This is a genomic window from Blautia schinkii (assembly GCF_013304825.1).
Lineage (GTDB): Bacteria > Bacillota > Clostridia > Lachnospirales > Lachnospiraceae > Blautia_A > Blautia_A schinkii_B.
This window is the reverse complement of the sequence record NZ_JAAWUO010000023.1, coordinates 1-24,470: the sequence shown is the minus strand read 5'-3', so window position 1 is coordinate 24,470 and position 24,470 is coordinate 1. Positions and strand designations below refer to the sequence as shown.

Annotated in this window: 22 protein-coding genes; 18 read left to right on the top strand and 4 right to left on the bottom strand. The window is 41.7% G+C overall.

The annotated features are described in order from the left end of the window. The first annotated feature begins 120 nt into the window (after positions 1-120). On the top strand, positions 121-1,008 hold the full coding sequence (locus tag HFM85_RS14900) for a putative ABC transporter permease (RefSeq protein WP_173739030.1): 888 nt from the start codon (positions 121-123) through the stop codon (positions 1,006-1,008). Positions 1,009-1,084: 76 nt separating this feature from the next. On the opposite strand, the gene HFM85_RS14895 is transcribed toward HFM85_RS14900, so the two are convergent. Both HFM85_RS14895 and bioB read right to left on the bottom strand, forming a co-directional pair. Next, positions 1,085-1,630 carry a biotin transporter BioY gene (locus HFM85_RS14895; protein ID WP_015527251.1) on the bottom strand — a complete coding sequence of 182 codons (546 nt, stop codon included), beginning with the start codon at positions 1,628-1,630 and terminating at the stop codon, positions 1,085-1,087. Positions 1,631-1,731: 101 nt separating this feature from the next. Next, the gene (gene bioB, locus HFM85_RS14890; protein WP_173739029.1) at positions 1,732-2,703 is read right to left on the bottom strand and encodes a biotin synthase BioB; all 972 of its coding nucleotides are present in this window, start codon (positions 2,701-2,703) and stop codon (positions 1,732-1,734) included. Positions 2,704-3,010: 307 nt separating this feature from the next. Here bioB and HFM85_RS14885 point away from each other — a divergent pair, with 307 nt between their 5' ends. The 15 genes from HFM85_RS14885 (at position 3,011) to HFM85_RS14815 (ending at position 19,343) form a co-directional block, all read left to right on the top strand. Beyond that, positions 3,011-4,348, top strand: coding sequence for a TrkH family potassium uptake protein (locus HFM85_RS14885; protein ID WP_173739028.1), 1,338 nt, complete (start codon positions 3,011-3,013; stop codon positions 4,346-4,348). A 19-nt stretch (positions 4,349-4,367) separates the two neighbouring features. After that, complete coding sequence (locus tag HFM85_RS14880) at positions 4,368-5,015, top strand: potassium channel family protein (RefSeq protein ID WP_118063961.1); 648 nt, start codon at positions 4,368-4,370, stop codon at positions 5,013-5,015. Between the two features lie 85 nt (positions 5,016-5,100). Continuing rightward, positions 5,101-6,684, top strand: coding sequence for a DUF4118 domain-containing protein (locus HFM85_RS14875; RefSeq protein WP_173739027.1), 1,584 nt, complete (start codon positions 5,101-5,103; stop codon positions 6,682-6,684). Beyond that, positions 6,677-7,408, top strand: coding sequence for a response regulator (locus tag HFM85_RS14870; protein ID WP_118063965.1), 732 nt, complete (start codon positions 6,677-6,679; stop codon positions 7,406-7,408). The genes HFM85_RS14875 and HFM85_RS14870 overlap by 8 nt, the downstream gene beginning before the upstream one ends. Positions 7,409-7,640: 232 nt before the next feature. Further along, positions 7,641-9,008 carry an MATE family efflux transporter gene (locus HFM85_RS14865; RefSeq protein ID WP_173739026.1) on the top strand — a complete coding sequence of 456 codons (1,368 nt, stop codon included), beginning with the start codon at positions 7,641-7,643 and terminating at the stop codon, positions 9,006-9,008. 13 nt (positions 9,009-9,021) lie between these two features. Further along, on the top strand, positions 9,022-9,609 hold the full coding sequence (locus HFM85_RS14860; RefSeq protein ID WP_173739025.1) for a cytidylate kinase-like family protein: 588 nt from the start codon (positions 9,022-9,024) through the stop codon (positions 9,607-9,609). 107 nt (positions 9,610-9,716) lie between these two features. Next, on the top strand, positions 9,717-11,045 hold the full coding sequence (locus tag HFM85_RS14855; protein WP_173739024.1) for a sedoheptulokinase: 1,329 nt from the start codon (positions 9,717-9,719) through the stop codon (positions 11,043-11,045). 44 nt (positions 11,046-11,089) lie between these two features. Continuing rightward, positions 11,090-11,623 (top strand): YgjV family protein, encoded by a 534-nt coding sequence (locus HFM85_RS14850; RefSeq protein ID WP_173739023.1) that lies wholly within the window; start codon positions 11,090-11,092, stop codon positions 11,621-11,623. 224 nt (positions 11,624-11,847) lie between these two features. After that, positions 11,848-12,489, top strand: coding sequence for a class I SAM-dependent methyltransferase (locus HFM85_RS14845; protein WP_173739022.1), 642 nt, complete (start codon positions 11,848-11,850; stop codon positions 12,487-12,489). 332 nt (positions 12,490-12,821) lie between these two features. Then, positions 12,822-13,127 carry a class I SAM-dependent methyltransferase gene (locus HFM85_RS16090; RefSeq protein ID WP_243873904.1) on the top strand — a complete coding sequence of 102 codons (306 nt, stop codon included), beginning with the start codon at positions 12,822-12,824 and terminating at the stop codon, positions 13,125-13,127. A gap of 57 nt (positions 13,128-13,184) precedes the next feature. Further along, a complete protein-coding gene (locus HFM85_RS14835; RefSeq protein WP_173739021.1) occupies positions 13,185-13,979 on the top strand; it encodes an alpha/beta fold hydrolase in 795 nt (264 codons plus the stop codon). Then, positions 13,973-14,941 (top strand): acyl-CoA thioester hydrolase/BAAT C-terminal domain-containing protein, encoded by a 969-nt coding sequence (locus HFM85_RS14830; RefSeq protein WP_173739020.1) that lies wholly within the window; start codon positions 13,973-13,975, stop codon positions 14,939-14,941. The genes HFM85_RS14835 and HFM85_RS14830 overlap by 7 nt, the downstream gene beginning before the upstream one ends. Positions 14,942-15,038: 97 nt before the next feature. Next, entirely contained in the window at positions 15,039-15,668 is a 630-nt protein-coding gene (locus HFM85_RS14825; protein WP_173739019.1) for a TetR/AcrR family transcriptional regulator, read from the top strand. Positions 15,669-15,847: 179 nt separating this feature from the next. Further along, a complete protein-coding gene (locus HFM85_RS14820) occupies positions 15,848-17,602 on the top strand; it encodes an ABC transporter ATP-binding protein (protein ID WP_173739018.1) in 1,755 nt (584 codons plus the stop codon). Between the two features lies 1 nt (position 17,603). Further along, positions 17,604-19,343 (top strand): ABC transporter ATP-binding protein, encoded by a 1,740-nt coding sequence (locus HFM85_RS14815; RefSeq protein WP_173739017.1) that lies wholly within the window; start codon positions 17,604-17,606, stop codon positions 19,341-19,343. 134 nt (positions 19,344-19,477) lie between these two features. Here the strand turns inward: HFM85_RS14815 and HFM85_RS14810 are convergent, their stop codons facing one another. Both HFM85_RS14810 and HFM85_RS14805 read right to left on the bottom strand, forming a co-directional pair. Next, positions 19,478-20,797 (bottom strand): sensor histidine kinase, encoded by a 1,320-nt coding sequence (locus HFM85_RS14810; RefSeq protein WP_173739016.1) that lies wholly within the window; start codon positions 20,795-20,797, stop codon positions 19,478-19,480. 1 nt (position 20,798) lies between these two features. Further along, positions 20,799-21,515: a LytR/AlgR family response regulator transcription factor gene (locus HFM85_RS14805; RefSeq protein ID WP_173739015.1), complete on the bottom strand. Its 717-nt coding sequence runs from the start codon at positions 21,513-21,515 to the stop codon at positions 20,799-20,801. A 293-nt stretch (positions 21,516-21,808) separates the two neighbouring features. Here HFM85_RS14805 and HFM85_RS14800 point away from each other — a divergent pair, with 293 nt between their 5' ends. Continuing rightward, complete coding sequence (locus HFM85_RS14800) at positions 21,809-22,183, top strand: response regulator (protein ID WP_173739014.1); 375 nt, start codon at positions 21,809-21,811, stop codon at positions 22,181-22,183. A 27-nt stretch (positions 22,184-22,210) separates the two neighbouring features. After that, a complete protein-coding gene (locus HFM85_RS14795) occupies positions 22,211-24,262 on the top strand; it encodes a hypothetical protein (RefSeq protein ID WP_173739013.1) in 2,052 nt (683 codons plus the stop codon). The last annotated feature ends 208 nt before the right edge of the window (positions 24,263-24,470 follow it).

The following is a 24,470-nucleotide window of genomic DNA, read 5'->3' as shown; positions in this document are numbered from 1 at the left end:
GGATAAAATGATGTAAATGTCGGGGGAATATGATATAATCAGAATCACCCCGGCAAAGGCGATAGTACTAACCCTGGAATAGCAGCCGGGATCTTGACAGCTGTAAAGGAGGAGTACAGGATGATTTGTGGGATGACGTATTTTCAGATATGTCTGTATTTTTTGTTTTATTCTTTTGGAGGATGGGTCGTTGAAGTTATCTTCCATGCAGTAACTTTAGGAAAGGTTATAAACCGGGGATTTCTCAACGGTCCGGTATGCCCGGTGTACGGATTTGGTGTACTTTCCGTGTTTGCATTGCTCAATACGCTTCAGAGCGGCGGACATCAGATGAGTGAGGGAATGATCTTTCTGTTTGGGATCGTTCTTGCAACTGCGGTAGAGCTGGTTGCCGGATGGCTTCTGGATGTATGCTTCCATGCAAGATGGTGGGATTATTCCAATAAGCCACTGAATTTTCACGGCTATATCTGTCTTGAGTTTTCCCTGATATGGGGACTTGCCATTGTGATGGTTGTAAAGGTTTTTCAGAAGTATGTGGAGCGTCAGGCTTCTCATACACCTTCCACACTGGAATGGGTTGTTATGGCAATTCTGTATGCGGTGTATCTGGCAGATTTTATTGTAACAGTGGCGGTGATCCGAGGACTGAATAAGAAGCTTACCCGACTGGATAAGGTACGTGCAGATCTGAGGATCGTGAGCGATAAGCTCAGTGATACTCTGGCAACAACTACCATTGACACAGCACAGAAGGTGGGAGAGGGAAAAGTTCAGGTTGCCCTTGCTAAGGCAGAGCTCAGAGATGCGACTGTGGCTCAGAGAGAAAGATCTGCTGAAATGCTTCGGATGAAGAAAGCGGAGCTTCAGGCACAGTTTGATGAGCTGTCAAGCTCTATCACAAACCATACGGTATTCGGCCAGGGAAGAATCATTAAGGCTTTCCCGGAGATGAAGCACAGAGATTATTTTGAACTGATCCAGGAGCTGAAGAAAAAACTCAGATAAGAAAAAAGAAATGCGATAAAGAGGCAGCAGGAAATGTTGAAATTTCCTGCTGCCTCTTTTAGTACAGAGTTTCAGCCTATCGAATTCTTTTCTTTATCATTGGTCCGATGATCATGGCGATGATCATTTTTATGAGATCTGCTGGGATAAACGGAATTACACAGATTCCAAGAGCTGCTTTGAAAGTGGAATCTGCAACGATGCAGAACCATACAGTTCCGAAAAGATAGCATACAATTGTTCCTGCGATCATACCAACGAGCTGGATCAGAGGCTTATGGCAGTTGTCAATTACCAGTCCGGCAATAACAGCCATAACGATAAAGCCGATGATGTATCCGCCTGTAGGACCGGCCAGCTTTGCAGGACCGCCGGTAAATCCGGAAAATACCGGAAGACCTACAAGTCCAAGCAGAAGATAGATCAGATAGCTGATGGTTCCTTTTTTCCATCCGAGAAGATAAAGAGACAGATAGATGGCAAGATTGGTAAATGAGATCGGAACCGGACCGATTGGAATGGACAGCGGCGCAAGAATACAGGTGACAGCTGCCATAAGAGCGGTCATGGTGATCTCGTAGGTTTTTGTACGTGGTGCAGAGACAGTATTTGTCTGATTCATATTAAAAGAGCCTCCTTTGAAAAAGGTAACATATTTACTGGTTCGGGTAAGCAATGAAATGCTGTAAGTGTGTATGACAGGTCATATGTCCATAAGGATGCTTACGCAGATTCGATCTCATAGGTGAATCCTGCATCCGTAATGGTTTTCAGAGTGTCTTCGATTCCCTGGCCACCTTCTGTAAGATAACCGGAAGCAAAAATAGAGTCTACAACACTGAGCAGTTTTTTTTCTTCGCCCTTGAAATAAACTTCTCTTCCGGCAGCACATCGGATATCGGCTTTAGGTACAAGAAGTCTTGCCAGGCAGAGGACTTTCATGCAGTATTCTGTTGTCAGCTGGGAAATATCTGCATTTCCGAGAGGAGTTCCCTTGATCGGAAGAAGAAAGTTGATCGGCAGTGCTTCCGGCTGGATCCCACGTAATTCCAGAAGCATGTCAACAACATCTGCTTTGCTTTCACCCATGCCAATGATACCGCCACTGCAGATCTCAAAACCAAGACCCTGAAGCATATGGATATTCTGGACACGCTGGTCAAAGGTATGTGTACTGCAGATATTCTGATAAAAGGACCGGCTGCTGTTCAGGTTATGGTTGATCCGGTCAAGACCGGCCTCTTTAAGCATTTTTGCCTGGTGCTCTGTGAGAAAGCCTATGGAGCAGCAGAGATGAGTTCCGTGTTCTTTCATTTTGCGGATCCTGCGGGCCAGTTCCTCGATCTCTTTATCTGTAAATTTCATACCACTCAGTCCGATACAATGTCTGGATAAATGATAATCATTTACGAAATCATTGTCCTGATATAATTTGTCTTCATCTACCCATTTGTATTTATCAATATCGGCAGTGGAACGACATGACTGGGCACAGTAGGCACAATCCTGGGAACAGTTACCACTGCGGGCATTGGTAAGGATGTGGATGCTTACCCGGTTTCCCTTATATTTGTAACGTAAACTGCTGGCACGGTCAATCAGTGCCTCAAGTTCTTCGTCCGGAGTATCTAAAATTGCAATGGCTTCATCTCTGGAAAGCGATGGAGCTTCTTTTTCGCATGATGTAGTGTTCATGTCAATACCTTCCTTTTGAGTTTTTTTGTACGGGTATCACTTTATCACATAGAAATATTAAATGTCAACTGTAAATATAAAATGAGTTTACAATTAAAAACTGTAGTATTAAGGTAATGCTTAGGATCATCAAAGCAGGGAATTTTCTTGATTCGGTTAAAATAATTCTCAAGAGAATATCATATCTTTATAAAATCTTAATACGGAAGCAGAGACTTTTATACTATCTTTGAAAGCAGTTATATATAATAAAATGCGTTACGAGGATAGCACTGTTAAAAGTATTGATAAGGAGTTCTGATCATTTATGCCGGAAAAATCATATAAGAAAAAACATATGACATCTTTTCAGCTGATTATCATGGGGTTTGCAGGAGTGATCCTTTTGGGAACCGTTCTGCTGATGCTTCCATTTTCTTCTGCGGAGAAAGTGATCACACCATTTCATGAGGCACTTTTTACAGCCACTTCGGCGGTATGTGTTACAGGTCTTGTGGTAAAGGACACTGGAAGCTACTGGTCCTTGGCAGGCCAGACGATCATTCTTGCACTCATACAAACAGGTGGGCTTGGAGTAGTGACTGTGGCTGCGTCTGTTTCCCTTCTTTCCGGAAAGAAAATATCCCTCATGCAAAGAAGCACCATGCAGGATGCAATTTCAGCTCCAAAAGTCGGAGGAATCGTCAGACTAACAAGGTTTATTTTGAGGGGAACATTTTTGATCGAAGCTGCAGGGACGGTGTTGCTGCTGCCGGTTTTTATGGGAGATTATGGAAAAAAGGGAATCTGGATGTCAGTTTTTCATTCAATCTCTGCTTTTTGTAATGCCGGCTTTGATATTCTGGGGACAGATTCCAGTATGTTTCCATCGCTGACCGGGTATTCCGGAAATATACTTATAAATCTGGTAATTATGCTGTTGATCATTACAGGGGGAATAGGTTTTCTCACATGGGATGATATTTATACAAATAAACTGAACTTTAAACGCTACCGCATGCAAAGCAAGATCATTCTCATGACTACCGCATGTCTGATCTTATTTCCGGCAGTTTTTTTCTATATCTGTGATCTGACAAAATTACCCATGGGAAAACGCCTGTTGGCAGCAGCGTTTCAATCGGTAACGACAAGAACTGCCGGATTTAATACTATAAACATTTCAGAGATGAGTGAGGCATCAAAAGCAGTTATGATATTGTTAATGCTAATTGGTGGTTCACCGGGATCTACAGCAGGTGGAATGAAAACAACAACTTTTTCAGTACTTATTTTAAATGCAATTGCGACATTTCGAAGTCAGGAAAATGCAGGGGCTTTTGGTCGAAGACTTGAATATCATGTGATAAAAAATGCAGCGACAATCGCCATGTTATATTTTGCCTTGTTCTTTGGCGGCGGAATAGCGATCAGTGTGTACGAAGGCCTTCCACTTTTAGAGTGTCTGTACGAAGCTGCTTCAGCTGTTGGTACGGTAGGTCTGACTCTGGGAATTACACCGGAACTTCATATTTTTTCACAAGTCGTGTTGATCATACTGATGTACTTGGGACGTGTAGGTGGTCTGACCCTGATCTATGCGGTATTTTCCGGAAGAAATAAGGGAAATGCAAAGCTTCCTCTGGAAAAAATCACAGTTGGATAAGAAGGAGAAAAATAATATTATGAAAAATGTATTGATTATTGGACTTGGAAGGTTTGGAATACATATTGCCATGCAGCTCAATCAGCTGGGACATGAAGTTATGGCAGTTGACTGGAAGGAAGAAAGAGTGGACAAAGTACTGTCGTTTGTGACGAATGCTCAGATTGGTGACAGTACCAATGCTGAATTTTTACAGTCCCTTGGAATTGGAAACTACGACATTTGTTTTGTGACCATTGGAGACAGCTTTCAAAATTCTCTTGAAACAACATCCCTTCTAAAAGAACTGGGCGCAAAATTGGTGATATCCAGAGCTGAACGTGATGTTCAGGAAAAATTTCTTTTACGCAATGGTGCCGATAAGGTAGTTTATCCGGAAAAGCAGGTGGCAAAATGGGCCTCCATCCGTTATACAGATGATCATATCCTGGATTATATGGAGGTGGACGCTTCCCATGCAATTTTTGAAGTGGAAGTGCCGGAAGAATGGGTTGGAAAAACAGTGGGCGGACTTGACATCAGAAAACGCTACAATATTAATATCCTGGCAGTAAAAAATGAAGAGGAATTCAGTATTGCAATTTCTCCGGAAACGTATTTTGCAGAGAATGATAAATTACTGGTATTAGGAGAGTACAGAGCTCTTCAGAAGTGCTTCCGTATATAGCTCATTGCCATGAAGAAAAAATTTTGACCACAGAACAGCTGCGTGATATAATTCCAGAAAACAGCAGTAGAAGGAGAATGACAGAATGAGCTTGAAAATGGAGGATACAGTAAAAAACAGAACCTATCCGAAACGGCCATTTGCATGGTATGTGGAAAAACCGTCCGCAAAAGATTACTTGCTGACGGTTTTTATATTTGCAGTATGCACTTTGATTGGCCTGCTGTTTCAGAAACTGGATCTTACGGATACAAATATTGTAACGATATACATTCTGGGCGTATTGATAACTTCGATCGTGACAGATGGTTATCTTTGCAGTGTAGCCGGATCCTTTTTAAGTGTATTCTTATTTTGCTTTTTCCTGACGGAGCCAAGGATGTCTTTTGAGATATATGCGGTGGGATATCCGGTGACATTTTTCATAATGCTTATTTCGTCCGTACTTACAGGAACCCTTGCGGCAAAGCTGAAAATGCATGCAAAGCTGTCTTCACAGCTTGCCTTTCGTACACAGGTTCTGTTTGATACGGATCGTTTGCTGCAAAAGGCAAAAAGTGAGACAGAAATCCTCGGAGTTACCTGTACACAACTGATACGCCTGTTAAACCGCAGCATCACGGCATATGTTGTGGAAAATGGAACTTTATCAGAAGGAAAGCTTTTTTCAGGGGAAAAAGAAAGCACAGAGGATTTTCTGACACAGGAAGAACAACAGGCGGCCAGATGGACTTATGAAAACAGACAGCGTGCCGGCGCATCCACGCAGCATTTTTCACAGGCAAAATGCTTATATCTGGCAATCCGAAGCGGAAATAATGTTTATGGCGTAATTGGGATCCCTCTGCAAAAAGAAACACTGGACTCTTTTGAATACAGCATCCTGCTGTCTGTAATAAATGAATGTGCACTTGCAATGGAGAATGTACAAAATGCCATAGAAAAAGAGAGAAATGCGGTTTTAGCAAAAAATGAGCAGCTGCGTGGCGATCTTCTTCGGGCGATCTCCCATGATCTGCGTACTCCGCTTTGTTCCATTTCAGGAAATGCAGATATGCTTCTCAGTAACAGTGACCGTCTGGATGAAGCTACAAGGTATCAGATCTACACGGACATTCATGATGATTCAGAGTGGCTGATCGGAGTTGTGGAAAATCTGCTTTCAATCACCAGGATCAATGATGGAAGATTGAAGTTTAAATTTACGGATCAGCTTTTGGATGAGGTAATAGCAGAGTCACTCCGACATATCAGCCGGAAGCATGATGAGTATAAGATCGTGGCGGACTGTGAAGAACTTGTTCTTACACGTATGGACGTGCATCTTATTATACAGGTGTTGGTAAATTTGATCGATAATGCGATAAAATATACGCCGTCAGGCTCTGTCATCAGCATTCGGGGGGTCAAAAAAGCCGGGAAAGCGCAGATAAGCGTGGAAGATAACGGCCCCGGAATTCCGGATGAAATGAAGCAGCATATTTTTGAGATGTTTTATACAGGGAAAACGACCGTTGCAGACAGCCAACGAAGTCTGGGGCTTGGCCTGGCACTTTGCCGCTCTATCATAGAAGCTCACGATGGAACCCTGGTTCTTTCGGATCATGCTCCGCATGGATGTAATTTTACTTTTACTTTACCATTAAGCGAGGTGACATTAAATGAATAAGACATTAATTCTGGTGGTTGAGGATGACAGACCCATACGGAACCTGATCGTTACCACATTAAAAACACATGACTATAAATATCTGGCTGCAGAAAATGGGGCTTCAGCCATTTTGGAGGCTTCATCACACAATCCGGATATCGTTCTTCTGGATCTGGGTCTTCCTGATATGGAGGGAGTAGAGGTAATAAAGAAAATCCGTACCTGGTCGAATATGCCTATCATTGTGATCAGTGCCAGAAGTGAAGATATGGACAAAATAGAGGCACTGGATGCGGGTGCAGATGATTATATCACAAAACCATTTTCAGTAGAAGAATTACTTGCGCGTATCCGTGTCAGTCAAAGGCGGCTTGCCATAACGCAGGCAGGAAAACAGCCGGAAACATCTGTTTTTGAAAATGGAGGATTAAAGATAGATTACACGGCTGGCTGCACATTCCTGAAGGATAGAGAACTGCATCTGACGCCCATTGAGTATAAGCTGCTCTGCCTTTTATCCCGTAATATTGGAAAAGTATTGACACATACATATATTACTCAGCAGATATGGGGACGCTGCTCGGAAAACGATGTTGCTTCTCTCAGGGTCTTTATGGCAACACTGCGGAAAAAACTGGAGCCTGAAAAAAACGGTGTACAATATATCCAGACACACATAGGAATCGGATATCGCATGCTCAGAATCGAGAAACCTGAGCAGGAAACGAACTCTTCCTTATGAAGTCGGAGGGGCTGACGGAAACAAATTTTGTTTGACTTTTTGAAAAAGAGGCAATATAATTACAAGAAACGAGTGGCAAGTAAGCGTAAATCCAGTTTACCGGCTGCTCGTTTTCATTTTACAAAAATGAATATCGCCACGAAAAAGTGTGTAGCGTGTCAGCGTAAGTCCAGCTTATATGACAGGGTGCGCACTTTTTTTGTGACAAAAAGAAGAGAGGAGTTAAAACAAAATGGCGGAAAGCAACAAGATGAAGGAGATGCCGGTAAATAAGCTGATGATCCAGATGGGAATCCCGATGATCCTATCTATGGCATTGCAGGCAGTCTATAACATTGTAGACAGTGCGTTTGTAGGAAATATGAGAGTGGGCAGTGAAGCGGCACTGAATGCTCTGACACTGGTATTTCCGGTGCAGATGCTTATGGTGGCAGTGGGGATTGGTACCGGTGTAGGGACCAATGCACTTCTTGCAAGGACACTGGGACAGGGAAACAGCAAAAAAGCTGCAAAGGTAGCAGGAAACAGTCTGTTTCTGGGAGTGATCATTTATGTGGTCTGCTTATTATTTGGTATCTTTGGGGTGAAAGCATATATTTCATCGCAGACAGCAAATGCAGAGGTACTTGAGATGGGAGTCAGCTATTTGAGAATATGCTGCGTGATATCTTTTGGTATTATTTTCTTTTCTCTATTTGAAAAGTTACTCCAGGCAACAGGCCGTTCTCTTTATTCTACAATTGGTCAGGTGGTCGGGGCGGTTGTGAATATCATCCTTGATCCGATCATGATCTATGGCATTGGACCTTGTCCCGAAATGGGAGTAAAAGGTGCGGCCTACGCAACGGTAATTGGTCAGGTAGCATCTGCAGTTTTATTGTTCATTTTCCATGTGAAGCTGAATAAGGAATTTGAGCATGGAGCGAAATACATGAAGCCGGATGCCGGCGTTATCAAAGAAATCTATGCCATCGGACTTCCGGCGATCATTGCACAGGCTTTGATGTCCATTATGGTTTATGTGATGAATCTGATCCTGAAGTTCAATCCGGCAGCACAGACAGCCTATGGATTATTTTATAAAGTTCAGCAGTTTGTACTGTTTCTTGCTTTTGGTCTGCGAGACGCGATCACTCCAATCATTGCATTTGCTTATGGAATGAGAAGCAAAAAGAGAATTCAGGATGGAATTAAATATGGGCTTATTTACACAATCGCATTAATGATTCTGGGAATTGCCATCACAGAGATTTTCCCTGGGGCATTTGCAACGCTGTTTAATGCAGGACAGTCAAGAGAATATTTTATCGGAGCAATGAGGATAATCTCAGTCAGCTTTCTGTTTGCAGGAATCAATATTGCTTATCAGGGCATTTATCAGGCATTGGATGGTGGCGTGGAATCGCTGGTTATTTCGCTTTTGAGACAGCTTATTATTATCCAGCCGTTGGTTGGAATTTTTTCGCTGTTTGTCAGAAATGGTCAGATTGGAGTTTCACTGATCTGGTGGGCATTTCCAATCACGGAAGTGATTGCGTGTCTGGTGGGATATGTATTTTTAAAGAAGATCAGAAAAAATAAAGTGGAAGCTTTGCGTTAAGGAGGAACTGGAAATGGCAAAAAGAATCATTACGATCAGCAGAGAGTTTGGAAGTGGTGGACGTTTTATTGGGGAAGAAATCGCAAAGAAGCTTGGAATTGCTTACTATGATAAAAATATCATCAGTCAGATTGCAGAAAAGTCCGGCCTGTCTCCGGAATATATTCAGGAAAATGCAGAATTATCTCCGAAAAAAGGTCTATTTGCATATGCATTTGCCGGACGTGATATTACAGGAAGATCAGTAGAGGATATGGTGTATCAGGCGCAGAGAAAGGTTATTTTAGATTTGGCCCGGAAGGAGCCTTGTGTGATCATTGGAAGAAATGCAGATTATATTCTGAAAGACAGGGATGATATACTGAATGTATTTATCCACGGAGATATGCCGGAAAAAATACAGCGTATTAGTCAGTTATATCATGTCACTGAACAGGAAGCTGTCAAAATGATGGCAGACACAGATAAAAGACGTATGACAAATTATAACTTTTATACGGATCAGAAATGGGGAAAAGCCAGTAATTATACGTTGTGCCTGAACAGCTCGCAGATTGGATATGACAGATGTGAAGCGATAATTATAGAGTGTGTGAAATAAAAATCTGCAGACAGGAAAAAAGATAGCATTAATCCTCAAACAATAATATAATCATCTCATAGGATAATATTTGCTCTGATAAAAATTACAGAAAAAGGCGGAAACAGATGATGAAGATCATGGGGATTGATATAGGCACAACAACAGTCAGTATCGTGATGGCAGATACAGAAACAGGAAAGCTGCTTGCAAGGGAAACAGTGGAGCATAATTCCTTTCTGCAGAGCAGTAAGCCAGAACAGAAGCTGCAGGATCCGGAACGGATCTATGAGATAGTCCGAGAGCTCCTTGCAAAGCTGCAGAAGGAGAATGGCTCACCGGACGGAATTGGATTTACAGGGCAGATGCATGGAATGTTGTATGTGGATGTTTGCGGCAAGGCAGTGAGTCCTCTCTATACCTGGCAGGATGGAAGCGGAGAGATTCCGCTGGAAAACGGAAAAACCTGTGCAGAGCTTTTGCAGGGAGTGGGTGCGGTGGCATCCGGATATGGTGTAGTGACACATTTTTATCTTCAGAAAAAAGATCAGATTCCGAAGGATGCTGTAAGGATGACGACGATCAGTGATTATATTGCCATGCGTCTGTGTGAAAATACTGTCCCCGTTATCGGACCTGACATGGCAGCAAGCTGGGGCTGCTTTGATCTGCGAAAACAGGAGTTTCTGTATGAAGCCCTGGAGCAGGCAGGTGTAGATACTTCTTATCTGCCGGAAGTAAGAACGGGACATTTTTTTGTCGGAGAAACCAGAGATGGTGTACCTGTAATGGGATCGATTGGTGATAATCAGGCGAGTCTGTTTGGTTCTGTCCGAAATCTTAAAGATACCGTGCTCCTGAATGTAGGAACCGGCAGCCAGGTTTCCTTTGTAACAGAGATGTTCATAGAATGCAGCGGCAGTGTGGAGCTTCGTCCCTGTACCGAAAGCAGCTATATCCTTGTGGGAGCTTCCCTGTGTGGTGGTCGTGCGTATGCGATGCTGGAACAGTTTTACAGAGAAGCAGCAGAAACTGAAGAAAGACTGTATTCCCAGATGCAGGAACAGGCAGAAAAATTTATTGAAAAATATGGAAAAGAAGCCGCATGGAAAGTAGACACGGCTTTTTCCGGGACAAGAAGTGATCCGTCTCATAGAGGCATGATCACAGGAATCGGTGTAGAGAATTTTCATCCTGGTGCACTGACGGTTGGTGTGATCCGTGGAATCCTCAATGAACTGCATGAGCAGTATGAGCAGATGTGTCAGCTCACCGGAAAAAAGGCTACCCACCTGGCTGGCTCCGGAAACGGAATTCGCCGGAATCCGCTGATGAGAAGACTGGCAGAAGAAATGTTCAAAATGCCGATGGAGGTCCCTGAATATGAAGAAGAGGCTGCATATGGAGCTGCACTTACTGCAGGAAAGTTAGTAAATATAGCCAAAGAGAATATGTAATAAAGTGGAAATAAAAGCAGAAATCAGATTTGCAAGAGGTAATAATGTCAATACGTTTTTTATTAATACAGGGAATAGGACTTTTTGGAACTGTTTTATTTTTCTTATCTTATCAGTGCAGAAACAATAAATCACTGTTCAGGGTTCAGTTTGTCTCCTATTTGTGTTATACAGTACATCTGTTATTGTTAGGAGCTGTAACCGGAGGGATAAGCTATATATTAAATACAGTGCGCTCATTCTGTCTGGGAAGTAAAAATGATTTTTTAAAGGGAAGAAGGATGTGCTGTGTACTTTGTATATTACAAGTAACAACGCTGATATTCACCTGGTCTGGATGGTGGGCACTGCTTCCGGTTATTGCAAACATTGCGGCAACGATAGGTGGATATACATACAATGCACGGAAAATCCGTATAGTCGGAATGCTGATCAATTCGCCACTGTGGATCATATATGATATTGCTGTTGGTTCCTGGGCAGGAATATTAGACGAGATAGTCAGTGAGGCTTCTATGCTGATATCTATTCTCCGATATGGATGGAAAAATATGGATTCTCCGGAGACTGAAGCATAATAAAATTGAGATAAAATCTGGTTGATAAACCAAGTAAAAGTGATATACTGAATGCTAAGAAAAGAAACCGTGCGAAATTACAGTTTTGTATTCGGACGGTTTTTTTGAAAGACACAGTTATATAAAACTAACATATGTGATGGAAATTTATCAGACAATGTAAAAGCACACTGATTTCTATGAAAATATTGATTTATGGTGCAGGGTGATTGGAGGAAAACAACATGAGAAACGAAGAATACAAAAAACTGTCAATTAACGAGTTTACAAAAGCAGCAGGAAGATATGAAAGTAACCATGCTGGTATTTACGAAATGTGCAAGAAGGATTATCCGGATATTCTGGAAGAATTAGAGAAGGAGCCATTTAGAAATTTATTGGATGCCGGCTGCGGACCGGCTCCGATGATTTCTTTATTAGCAGAAAAATATCCAGACCGACATTATACAGGTCTGGATCTGACTCCGGCCATGATTGAACAGGCAAAAAAGAAAAATATTTCAAATGCAACATTTGTTGTGGGAGACTGTGAGAACTTTCCTTTTGAAAACGATTCATTTGATGCAATTATTTGTTCTATGAGCTTCCATCATTATCCGAATCCACAGGCATTTTTTGACAGTGTGAAAAGATGTCTTCGTTCAAATGGAAGATTGATCCTGCGGGATGTGACAAGTGACAATAAAGTATTGGTATGGCTGATGAATACATTGGAAATGCCTCTGGCAAATATATGCGGACACGGAGATGTCCGGGTTCCAACAAGAGATGTGGTTATGAAATGCTGCAGAAAAGCAGGGCTAAAAGTGGAAAAATTTGAAATCCGTAAAGGTATGAGGATGCATTGTGTTGTGAGAAAAGCCTGAAGGATATTACATTGACGATAGATTTGACATCAAGTGACTTTGTCTGGCAAGGATTTATGCAGGGCAATTATGGTATTCAAAACAACAGGAAATAAATTAAATTTGGAGGGTAATATGGCAGACAAAATACAAAATGCTTATGAAACATCAAAAAATATATATGACGATGTTCTTACTTAAGGGAATATTTTCAGTAAACTGTATATTAAGTTATTTTGGAGTGGTACTGATGATAATGATATAGCACGAAAAGTTTTAGCATATATTCCTGATGACTTTTCAGGAAATCTTCTTGATGTTCCGGTTGGAACTGCTGTATTTACGGAAAACAAATGGAGAATGAATCTGTTGATACTGTTGTCAGCATGAATGGTTTTCATGCATTTCCTGATAAGCAAAAAGCATTTCATGAAATATGGCGTGTTTTGAAACCGGGCGGCAATTTCATTGCCTGCTTTTATATCAAGGAAAAATCGAAACGGACAGACTGGCTGGTAAAAAACATTCTTGCAAAGAAAGGGTGGTTTTCCCCGCCATTCCAGACGGAAGAAGAACTAAAAGATATTCTTCAGAAACTATATAAAGAAAACGATATCCACGTTGACGGCTCGATGGCATATTTTCACTGTGTAAAGTAATGCAGATTTTATGAGTTAAGCTTTTGACACTACCGAAAAGCCTAAAGGAGGCCAGCTATGAAATTTTATGAAAGTGGAGATAATCGTAAACCAGTAATATTTTTATTTCCCGGTACCTGTTGCCTGTATAGCAGCTTTGACCATGTACTGGCAGGGTTACATTCTTATTTTTATACGGTAACAGTTTCTTATGATGGATTTGAGCCAAATGAGAAAACAGAATTTTGTTCAATGGAAGATGAATGTGAAAAAATTGAGCAGGAAATCAGGAAAAAGTATGGTGGAAGAATTAAAGCAGCGTATGGGTGTTCCCTTGGAGGAAGTTTTGTATCCCTTCTGATTCAGCGAAAAAGAATTCATATAGATCATGGAATCATTGGGAGTAGTGATATGGATGAAGCCGGTTCGTTTATGGCAAAGATCCAGTCATCTATCATTGTGCCGATTATGTATAAAATGGTATCCACGGGTAAATTACCTAAATTTATGCAAAAGAAAATAAATAAAGCAGATGGATCAAAAAAGAAACTGATTGATGGATTTTTAAATATGTTCGGTATTGACAAGGGAGGAAGTCCATGGATTACGAAACAGAGTATTTATAATCAGTTCTATTCTGATCTGGTTACGAAAGTCCAGCATGGAATTGATGTGCCGGGAACAACAATCCACGTGTTTTACGCAACAAAGATGGGTGAAAAATACGAAAAGAGATATTATACTTATTTCAAAAATCCGGATATTCGGAGGCACAACATGCAGCATGAAGAACTGTTTTGCTGCCATAGTGCAGAGTGGGTGGAAGAAGTAAGGAAATCAGTCTGGTTGGGGGAAGGAAAGAGCTTATGCTGATTAAAAAAAGACATTTTGATGTGAGAACAGATGGATTTTATGGTGCATACTGGAAATGCAAAAAAGACTCAGATTGTGCAATGATTGCCATGATTGGGGATGATCCAGAGGATTATCTGGCGCGTACATCCGTGAAATGGTTACATAAACTCGGTGTGAATGTGATGACAATGTCACCTGGAAAAAAGGATTATGGACATCATAATTATCCGCTGGAACGCATACAGAAAGCAATTCGCTGGTTAAAAGCACATGGTAATCAGAAGATAGGAATTGTCGGGGCATCTACTACAGGAACACTTGCCTTAACTGCCGCTTCTTATTTTGAAGATATTACATTGACGATTGGTTTGACACCGAGTGACTTTATCTGGCAGGGATTTATGCAGGGCAAAAAAGATGGCTGTAAGGAATGGCCGATAGAAGGAGAAGCTCTTTTTTCGTATAAAGGAGAACCATTTCCGTACATGCCGTTTTGTTACAAACATCCGGACTACTGGCATGTGATTGAGAAAGAAACAAAACGGGCCGGTGATATGATTAATTCAAGAAAACTGTTTGATGATTCGGAAAAGGTTCACCCAATTACAGAAGACGAGATGATCAAGATTGAAAAAATCCATGGAACATTATTGCTGATTGGTGCGGAAGATGATGTGTTATGGGATACAGCAAAGTATATCCGCCGTATGAAGCAACGTATGAAAGATCATCCACACACATGCAGGTTGGAGTATGTTATTTATGAGCATGGAACCCATTTCGTTTTTCCGGAGGGTATGTTAAAGATAATGCTCCCGGTTGGTTCTGGAATCTTCATGAAACTGGCATTTCAGGCAGCAAGAAAATACCCGAAAGAATGTCGCAGAGCACGTCTGGATATTGACCGCCGGGTGAGAAATGCTGTTGCAGAATGGAAGAGTGCAAAAGAGACGGATAAAATGAAAAATAAAAAAATCTAAGCAGCAGACTTGACAAATTCCTGTAATGAGTTAAAATATAACAGTGCTATATAGCACTGTTATATTTTGGAAAGAAGTTTAGGGGACAAAGAAAAGCATGTCGACGAAAGCAGAAGATACACAAAAAAATATATTAGATACAGCCAGGAAACATTTCCTGAAAGATGGTTTGACCGGAGCATCTTTAAGAAATATTGTAAAAGATGCAGGGCTTACTACTGGCGCATTTTACAAATATTATCCGACGAAAGAGGCACTATTTGATGCACTGACGGATCCCTATATGGAACATATTTATCAGATTTATGATCAGATTGTTGAGGAGTTTGAAAAGCTTTCTGCCAGTGATCAGACAAGGAATATGTCGGATACATCCAGTGATGGGATGGATCAGATGGTTGATTATATTTACGATCATTATGATAATTTCAGATTGTTGTTGAAATGCGGAGACAGTGGAAAATTTGAATTATTCATACACAACATGGTAGACCGGGAAATGAAGTCCAGCCTGAATTATATAGAAAAAATGAAAGAGAACGGTGTAAAAATACCAGCTGTAGAGGAAAGCCTTATGCATATGATTTATACGGGATTTTTCTCATCGGTATTTCAGATCATTGAGCATGATATAGACAAGGAAACTGCAAAGAAAAATGTACATCGGCTGGGAGAATTTTATACTGGTGGTTGGGAACGATTGTGGAATATTGAATTTCCGGTATAAATGATGTGGGAATGCTGAATAGGTTATGCGTGTTGCAGGTTCTGGATTTCTGAATAAAGTTAAGACAGGATAATAATATCAGGTGGTTGCTGCCAGTAAGCCGCCTATTTTATCATACAATAGTTAACACAAACTAACATAAAACAAAACAATAAAACGAAAGTAAGGAGTGAACAGATGTGAAAGAAAAGAAGAAGTCGGCAGTTAGCTGGATCCTGACGTGGGCAGGACAAAAAAGAATTGCCTATGTGTGGAGTGTGCTACTTGCAACAGGAAATGTGATCTTTAAGATTTTTCCGTATTTTATCATTGCAGATGTAGTAAAGCTGTTTTTAAATGGTGAAAAGGAGTTTGAAACATATCTGGTGAAAGCGGTTCTGATCGCACTGTCGTTTATCATTGCAGAACTGTTGCATTCACTATCGACAGCATTGTCACATAAAGCAACGTTTGCGGTACTTGCAAATATAAGAAAAGCCTGCTGCGATAAGCTGGCGCGGGTGCCGCTTGGTTATGTGAAGGATACCCCCTCTGGCACATTTAAGAATATCATGGTGGAAAGAATCGACAGTATCGAGACAACACTGGCACATATTGTCCCTGAATTTACCTCAAATCTGCTGGTACCTGTTATTATCCTGATTTATTTCTTCCTGACAGACTGGAGACTGGCACTCTGGTCATTGGTGCCGGTTGTAGTGGGATTTCTTTCTTATTTTGGCATGATGATTGATTATAAGCCAAGTTTCGAGAGAACGGTTCAGACAACAAAAGATCTGAATGATGCGGCAGTGGAGTATATTGACGGAATCGAAGTGATCAAGGCATTTGGAAAGACGGAAAGCTCTTATGCTAAATTTACAAAGGCGGCTTTTGCTTATGCGGATTCCTTTATTTCCTGGATGAAACGATGCTCGATCTTTCATGGACTGATGATGGTGGTCACACCTTATACGCTTCTTACGGTATTGCCGTTTGGAGCACATTATGTAGCGAATGGAACACTTGTGGTTTCTGATTTTGTCATATGTATTATTTTATCACTTGGAATCGTTGGACCGTTGATCACAGTGGGATCCTATACAGATGATCTGGGTAAGATCGGAGTGATCGTTGACGAAGTGGCCGGAATTTTGGAACAGCCGGAGCTTGAACGTCCAGAGAAAAGTGAACGTGTTCCAAAAGATAATTCTGTTACACTTGAAAATGTCAGATTTGGTTATCACGATAAAGAGATCCTGCATGGAGTAAATATGGAATTACAAGCAGGAACGGTAAATGCAATTGTGGGACCTTCTGGAAGTGGTAAGTCGACCATTGCAAAGCTGATCGCGTCTCTTTGGGATGTGGATTCCGGAAGTATCAAAATCGGCGGAGTTGATGTAAAAGAAATGGCATTTTCAGATTTTAACCGGAAAATTGCATATGTTGCACAGGACAATTATCTGTTTAATGAAACGGTCCGTGAAAATATCAGACAGGGTAACCCGAAGGCTACAGATGAACAGATCGTTGAGGTGACAAAGAAAAGCGGATGTTATGAATTTATCATGCAGCTTGAGAATGGATTTGATACGGTTGTCGGAGGTGCAGGAGGACATCTGTCAGGAGGCGAGAGACAGCGTATCTCAATTGCAAGAGCGATGTTAAAGGATGCTCCGATCGTGATCCTTGATGAGGCCACTGCTTACACAGATCCGGAAAACGAGGCAATCCTGCAGAATTCTATTGCAAAACTGGTAGCAGGGAAGACCCTGATCGTGATAGCGCACAGGCTTTCTACCGTTAAGGACAGTGACCAGATTTTTGTTGTAAATGATGGAAATGCAACAGCACATGGCACACATGAGGAACTTCTGGTGTCATGCCCGCTTTATAAGGAAATGTGGAATGCCCATATTTCTGTAAAAGATACTGTGAAGGAGGGCGAATGATATGTTTGGGATTCTGGCAAAATTCTTTCGTTTTTCAGGCAAAGAAAATGGAAATAAATTTAAACTGTCCATGGTGATCGGACTCATAGAGGCTCTTGCTTCAGCAATGAAGATTCCGGCCATTATGTACATATTGATCGGTCTGCTGAGTGGAAAACCGATAGGGGAATATATTGGCGGTTCCATTGCGATTATGGTCCTTGCAATCGTAGTCGATGTAATCTGTAAGAGATATTCAACTGTGCTTCAGACAGAAGGCGGATATAACGCAAGTGCTTTTATGAGGATCAAGATTGCAGAGCATCTGCGCTATCTGCCGATGGGATATTTTAATGCTAACAGTATCGGAGAAATTTCTTCTGTTACTACCAATACAATGGAAATACTTGGCGATGTGGCTGCGAGAGTGGTCATGCTGACCATGCAGGGAATCCTGGAAACATCAATGATCATTCTTATGCTGTTTCTTTTTGACTGGAGAATCGGACTGATGGCTGCAGCAGGAGTACTTGTTTTCTTTGGTGTCAATTCTGTAATGCAGAATGCAGGGAAAAATGATTCAGAGCAAAAAGTGGTATGTGATACAGAGCTTGTAAACCAGATCATGGAGTATCTGCAGGGAATATCAGAAGTAAAATCATACAATCTGCTTGGGAAACAGGCGAAAAGATTAAATGATGCAAATGAAGCATGCGAAAAGATCAATACAAAGATGGAGATGCTGTTTGTTCCTTATCATTTCCTGCAAAGTGTGATAACAAAAATCACAGGTGCTGTGATCGTGGCATGCAGTGCATATTTTTATATCAATGGAACCATGAGTGCAGTCTATGCGATCGGTATGACAATCTCGGCATTTATGCTTTATTCCAGCCTGGAATGTGCAGGAAATTATTCATCCCTTTTACATGTGGTAAGCGTATGTGTAGATAAGGCAAATGCAATACTGGAGTTGGACACCATGGATATCGACGGTAAAGAGATCCAGCCGGAAAATTACGATATCAGACTTTCTAACGTTTCGTTTTCCTATGACAAACGGAAGATTATTGATGATGTATCGCTCTCTATCCCACAGAAAACGATGACAGCAATCGTTGGACCATCTGGTGGAGGAAAATCAACGCTTTGCAATCTGATTGCCAGGTTCTGGGATGTGGATTCCGGAGAAGTGACGCTTGGAGGTGTGAATGTAAAAGACTACAGCATGAACAGTCTGATGAGTAATTTTTCATTTGTATTTCAGTCGGTGTATTTATTTGCAGATACCATTGAGAATAATATTAAATTCGGACGTCAGGATGCAAGCCATGAGGAAGTGGTGGAAGCGGCAAAGAAAGCGTGCTGTCATGATTTTATCAGCAAACTTCCGAATGGATATGACACAGTGATCGGAGAAGGCGGAGCCACACTTTCCGGTGGTGAGAAACAGCGTATTTCGATTGCCAGAGCAATCATGAAGGATGCACCGATCGTTATATTAGATGAGGCAACGGCCAATGTTGATCCGGAGAATGAAAAGGATCTGATGAATGCGGTAGATGCACTTACAAAGGAAAAAACGATTATTATGATTGCCCACAGATTAAAAACAGTCAGACATGCAGACCAGATTGTGGTTGTTGACAAAGGAAGAATTGTTCAGCAGGGAACACATGAGCAGCTAATGAAGCAGGAAGGTATTTATAAGAGATTTGTGGATGCAAGGCAGCAGGCGGTAAGCTGGAAACTGGCGCACTGAGAAATAATCCACAGTTGGTGAATATTAGAATTGATTTATCTGAAAGAGGCTTAATTTAATAAAAGAACATGAATGAGGGAATAATCTTATAAAGCGCGGCAGTCGTGGATGCTCCGGGTATAATCAGTAACTGATTATATCCGGAGCATTATTTTGGCAGAGAAAATACCATCTTTATAGGTAAAGTCACAGGCACCGCCGTTTTTGTCGGTAATGTGGCGGACGGATTCGATTCCTATGCCGTTTCCGGAGCGCTTGGAGGATTGGAAAATATTGTTTTTTTGCTGTATTTTGCCATTGAAGGTATTCTCCACATGAATCAGAAGCAGATGATTATGGTGGGGATAAACCTCCACATTAATCTTTCTGCGGGCGGGCTCTGTTTTTACACTTGCCTGGATGGCATTTTCCAGCAGGTTGGAAAACACAAGGCACAGATTAATCTCATCTATGGAAAGATCAGCAGGCAGGGAAACTAGTGCATGAAAAGGAATGCTTTCTCTTTTGGCAAGGGTGGAATAATATCCGAAAACACTGTCAACAGCCTGATTTTCACAGAAATGGAGGTTATAGTCAGAGATTTTTCCGGTTGCAGCGGATAGATATTTTTTGATCTTTTCCATGTCACCCTGCTCTGCCAGAGAGGACAGTTGGACAAAATGATGGCGGATATCATGACGCGCCTGTCTTGCTTCTTCAATGGCCATGCAGAGATTCTCGTATCTTTCCTGCTGAAGAGAAAGAAAATGGTTCTCCTGCTGAAGTCTGGCATTTCTGTTCAGGCTGACCGCCATCATGAGAAACATGACATAAAACAGGAGCAGGATTATGAGCAGTACAAGACTTAAAACAATATAACACTGCAGGACTCGTCCGGTATATAAAGTACTGCGGTATTTAGGGATCATAAAAAGATTCACTCCGATGAAGATTACCGGAAGAATCCAGAATACGTACCAGGTCTGGGCAAAGTTCTCGTTTGTGACCATTGTTTGTACACAGTGGCGGGCAGGATACCAGGCTGCCAGAACAAAAAGCAGACAGATCATGTTATAGAAAATCCCGGCACCGGTGTGAAACCACAGTTCATTTTCTGTAATATGCAGGTCAGCAGTTATAAGTGCATTGAATGCCCGGGACAGGCTGTTGACACATGCAAAAACTGCGAAAACTGCCAGAAAAATACTGACTGATTTCCAGGCAGAGGTTTTCAGCGTTTTATGATAAATGAACATAATGACAGGCAGTATAGGAAACAGAATCCATCTGGTGGGAACTTGCAGGATACAGCAAACCACTCCTCCCAAAATACAGACTCCCAGAAGAAGAGGAAGAAGCCATGCTGTCAGCTTAAGCGGTGTCTCTCTCAGATAGCTTTTTACAGGCAGATATGCCAGCAGTATGCCGGGAATGATTACGGAAAGTTCAAGTATAGGGCGAAGTATGTCAGTCATTTCAGGACCTCCTTTGGAACAGAAATTCCATAAATGTCTGTCTGGCGTTTTTGAGAAGCTTCCTGCTTACCGGGACATTGCTTCCGTTATCAAGGCGAAAGCCTGTTCCGTCAAAATCAACGGCATGCTCCAGATTGATCACAACGCCACGGTTACACTGATAGAAACGTGAGTCCATTTTCAGGGAGGTTATGAAGGAATCAAAGGACTGACGGGTGACCAGTTCCCTTTCACCGGCAGTGTGAATGTGGATCATATGGGAAAAATGCTCTGCGTAGATTATTTTCCGGAAGGGAATCTGAATATTACTGCCGTTTACCTTTACATCTATGTATTTCCCGGAATCCGGGATGCGGGAAAGGATTTCATCTGCCAGTGCGGAAATATCATTTTCACTGTAGGGCTTTACAAGATAGTGGAGAGCCCGGACCTGAAATCCCTCTAATGCATGGTCAGTGGAAGTTGTTGTAAAGATCAGCAGACAGTCAGTATCTGATCTGCGAAGTTCTTTTGCTGTATCAATTCCGTTAGATCCATTCATATAAATATCCAGAAACACTACAGTGAAAGGACATTCCTTCGCAGCAGTGAGGAAAGCTTCTCCATTTTCATATTCAAATATATCTGTATGGACATTGCGCCTGGAAAACTGAGATTCCAGTCTGTTGTGAAGCAGTGTCCGTTCTTCTGAAATATCATCAACAATTGCAATTCTCATAGTAAATCTTCCTTTGTTTATATGTTTATAAAATTCCGCCTGCGGAGACTTTTTGTTGCTGTTCATTCTGTTTTCAGTAACACTTTTTCATCTGTGCAATCGAATTTGCAGACAAGCAGGTGGTATAGTTATTTCAAATATGCTCTGGTAACAGTATATCACAAAACAATACCATAGATTTACAATTCGTGTCATTTTCTGTCGTTTCGTGACAGAATTATTGAAAAAATTTATGACTTTTTTATAATGAGGATAACAAATGGGAGTACATCAAATGGAAGAGGAGGGATGTCGTGTATTGTATTGCCATATTGACTGATCAGGAACAGGAAGGACAGAGCTGTGCGGAATACATCAGAAATTACTGTACAGAAAAGAAAGTTTTTCCCTTGATTGAAATCTATCAGAATCAGGAACAATTTTTTGCACGGATATTGAAAACAGTACCGACAGTGGTGTTTCTCGCATTACCGGATGTGTCTGGCCTGAATGCAGCAGAACATCTCCGTTCCCTGTATCCGAAATGTGGAATCATCTGGTGCAGTGACTTTGATTTTTCACTTCATGCGTTCAGGCTGCGGATAGAATATTTTTTTATGAAACCTGTGGAAGAGCAAAAAATAAAAGAAGGACTCTCCATCTGGTTTGGACAAAGAAAAGTAATATAACAAAAAACACTCAGGAGGAAAACAATTATGAAGAAAAGAGCTTTAATTCTTGCAATGATCGCTTTTATAACAGCTATAGCATCTGAACCGGCAGCAAATACGGTATATGCAGAGGAAACACAGACAGAAGAAAGTGCTGGTCAGGCATCAGAACTTCCGGTCAAGGCACTTACACCGAAGGCTATGGATGTGAATCCGTATATGGCAGCCAGTGATTCTAACATTCATCATGACTGCTATAATACAGATTCAACAGATGAGGTATTGCCCGTTGATATTTATTCTGAGATCAATGTTTCTTATGAAAAAGTTAATCCCAATGCTTCGCCGGCAGTCTTTTTTGATTCCTATGGACATTCTGTGGTTCCGCTTCTGGGTGGCCTGGCGATCCGTGATATTAATGCAGATGAGGCACAGACCTTGGGCTATTTTTCACCAAAACAGCATGACAATGGAAGCTATTTGATACAGAGTTCATATTCTTTTGTAGATGAGAGCAATCGCATTGTGTGTCCGACGAACGATAATCGGGTACTTATGCTTAAGGCTACAGATGAGGAGGGAAATGTACTTCCGGAATTTGAGAAGGTTCTGGATATCGACATTAAAGCGGCAGCAGAGGCAGCGCTTGGAAAAACACTGGATCAGAATCTGTTATCTGTAGTTTTTGATTATGAGGGAAATCTCTGGTTTGCAACAGGAGGCTTCCGCATTTATCCCGACAGAAAACAGCAGGGAACCTTTGGCTATGTTTCACGTGCAGCTATCGATAAGATCCTGAATGGAGAAGATGTGGATCTGTCAGATGCAGTGTTTGTATATGAACTGGAACCGGGAGAGGGTGCAGAGAATGGTATTGCGGCATCTAAGGAGGGTGCGGTCATTCTGACAAATCTGAAGTGTTATCTGCTCCAGGCGGATAATGGTGTGAAAAAAGTCTGGGAAACTTCCTATAAAAGTGTGGGTGCCAAGGAAAGCAAAGAAGGCGATGAGACGACAGGTGGCGGTCTTGCATGGGGCGGTGGATGTTCCCCGTCTCTGACCAAAGATCTGGTTATGTTTACAGATAATCAGGATCCGGTAAATCTTATTGCGGTGGATATGAAAACAGGAGAACAGGTTGCGAGTATGCCTGTTATAGATGAGCTTCCGGAAAATACACAGGTGTCTGTGGAAAATTCTGCAATTGTATATGATGATGGAGAGGGAACAGTAAGCACGATCGTATGTAACTGGTTTGGTGCAGGAAGTGCGAAGCTTGGAGAAGCAGATAATGATTCCTCAATACAAAGCTATGAGAATATTTATGATGTGGGCTGGCTGAGACAGGGCAATAAAATGATCGCACCGGGTATAGAACGTGTGGATACAGTTAAGACGGAGGACGGATATGAGATGAAGAGTATCTGGTGCAGAAGTGATCTGTCTGACACTTCCATGATGAAGCTGTCCACTGCAACAGGATATATTTACGGATATGTTCAGGATATGGAAACTGGTATGTGGCAGTATATCATGCTTGATTTTGAGACAGGCGAGACTGTATTTACCATGGATATTTCTGACAAACCGGGATACAACAACATGGCTATCGGTATGTATGCGGGAAACAGCGGAAATGCGCTCTATTGTCCGACCGGCTATCTGGAACTGCTGAGACTTCAGGACAGGTTTGTATATCTGCCGGAAATGCCTTACCGCAAGGTGGATCTGGATCAGGCAATGCGCAATGTGTTAAGCCAGGAGAAATTTGCAGCAGACGGTGGTCAGGGAGATGTGGAAGGATGGCTGAACACGATCACAATTGAGAATGTACATCCGAATACGACCGTTGCAATACGCACGAAAGGAATCTCAGGGGAAACAGGTTCTTTGAAGCTGTATGCATATGGTACAGATGGTACCTTGAAGGAAGTTCCGGAAGAGAAATGGCATATCCAGACAGAAGATGGTGAAACACCGGATACGCTGACAGAAGATGTACTGTATGAGGTACACATGACTGTGGAAGACGGCGGCGACTTTGATCTCAGTGAAACGGAAAAAGAAATTAAGATATCTGCTGTTCTGGGAATCTGAAGGAGAACTGATAAACAACCACCGGTTAAAACGGTGGTTGTCTACAGTCTGGAAGGCGGTCGATAAGACCGCCGTTTTCTGCTGTTTGCATTTATAGCTGATTGACTGATAAAAGATAATTGCGAGAAATGAAATGATTTTTGAGCTGTTTGGAGAAATTAAAACCATTTTGCAGCGTATTGCTGTAATTGTTCCTGGACATCCCGGT

Bases quoted from the DNA above. Each gene is read 5' to 3' on its own strand.
- HFM85_RS14835 (WP_173739021.1), top strand. From the start codon at position 13,185: ATGAAATTTTATGAAAGTGGAGATAATCGTAAACCAGTAATATTTTTA.
- HFM85_RS14850 (WP_173739023.1), top strand. From the start codon at position 11,090: ATGTCAATACGTTTTTTATTAATACAGGGAATAGGACTTTTTGGAACT.
- HFM85_RS14875 (WP_173739027.1), top strand. From the start codon at position 5,101: ATGAGCTTGAAAATGGAGGATACAGTAAAAAACAGAACCTATCCGAAA.
- bioB (WP_173739029.1), bottom strand. From the start codon at position 2,703: ATGAACACTACATCATGCGAAAAAGAAGCTCCATCGCTTTCCAGAGAT.
- HFM85_RS14845 (WP_173739022.1), top strand. From the start codon at position 11,848: ATGAGAAACGAAGAATACAAAAAACTGTCAATTAACGAGTTTACAAAA.
- HFM85_RS14900 (WP_173739030.1), top strand. From the start codon at position 121: ATGATTTGTGGGATGACGTATTTTCAGATATGTCTGTATTTTTTGTTT.
- HFM85_RS14895 (WP_015527251.1), bottom strand. From the start codon at position 1,630: ATGAATCAGACAAATACTGTCTCTGCACCACGTACAAAAACCTACGAG.
- HFM85_RS14815 (WP_173739017.1), top strand. From the start codon at position 17,604: ATGTTTGGGATTCTGGCAAAATTCTTTCGTTTTTCAGGCAAAGAAAAT.
- HFM85_RS14805 (WP_173739015.1), bottom strand. From the start codon at position 21,515: ATGAGAATTGCAATTGTTGATGATATTTCAGAAGAACGGACACTGCTT.
- HFM85_RS14885 (WP_173739028.1), top strand. From the start codon at position 3,011: ATGCCGGAAAAATCATATAAGAAAAAACATATGACATCTTTTCAGCTG.
- HFM85_RS14865 (WP_173739026.1), top strand. From the start codon at position 7,641: ATGGCGGAAAGCAACAAGATGAAGGAGATGCCGGTAAATAAGCTGATG.
- HFM85_RS14855 (WP_173739024.1), top strand. From the start codon at position 9,717: ATGATGAAGATCATGGGGATTGATATAGGCACAACAACAGTCAGTATC.
- HFM85_RS14810 (WP_173739016.1), bottom strand. From the start codon at position 20,797: ATGACTGACATACTTCGCCCTATACTTGAACTTTCCGTAATCATTCCC.
- HFM85_RS14880 (WP_118063961.1), top strand. From the start codon at position 4,368: ATGAAAAATGTATTGATTATTGGACTTGGAAGGTTTGGAATACATATT.
- HFM85_RS14870 (WP_118063965.1), top strand. From the start codon at position 6,677: ATGAATAAGACATTAATTCTGGTGGTTGAGGATGACAGACCCATACGG.
- HFM85_RS14830 (WP_173739020.1), top strand. From the start codon at position 13,973: ATGCTGATTAAAAAAAGACATTTTGATGTGAGAACAGATGGATTTTAT.
- HFM85_RS16090 (WP_243873904.1), top strand. From the start codon at position 12,822: ATGGAGAATGAATCTGTTGATACTGTTGTCAGCATGAATGGTTTTCAT.
- HFM85_RS14825 (WP_173739019.1), top strand. From the start codon at position 15,039: ATGTCGACGAAAGCAGAAGATACACAAAAAAATATATTAGATACAGCC.
- HFM85_RS14795 (WP_173739013.1), top strand. From the start codon at position 22,211: ATGAAGAAAAGAGCTTTAATTCTTGCAATGATCGCTTTTATAACAGCT.
- HFM85_RS14860 (WP_173739025.1), top strand. From the start codon at position 9,022: ATGGCAAAAAGAATCATTACGATCAGCAGAGAGTTTGGAAGTGGTGGA.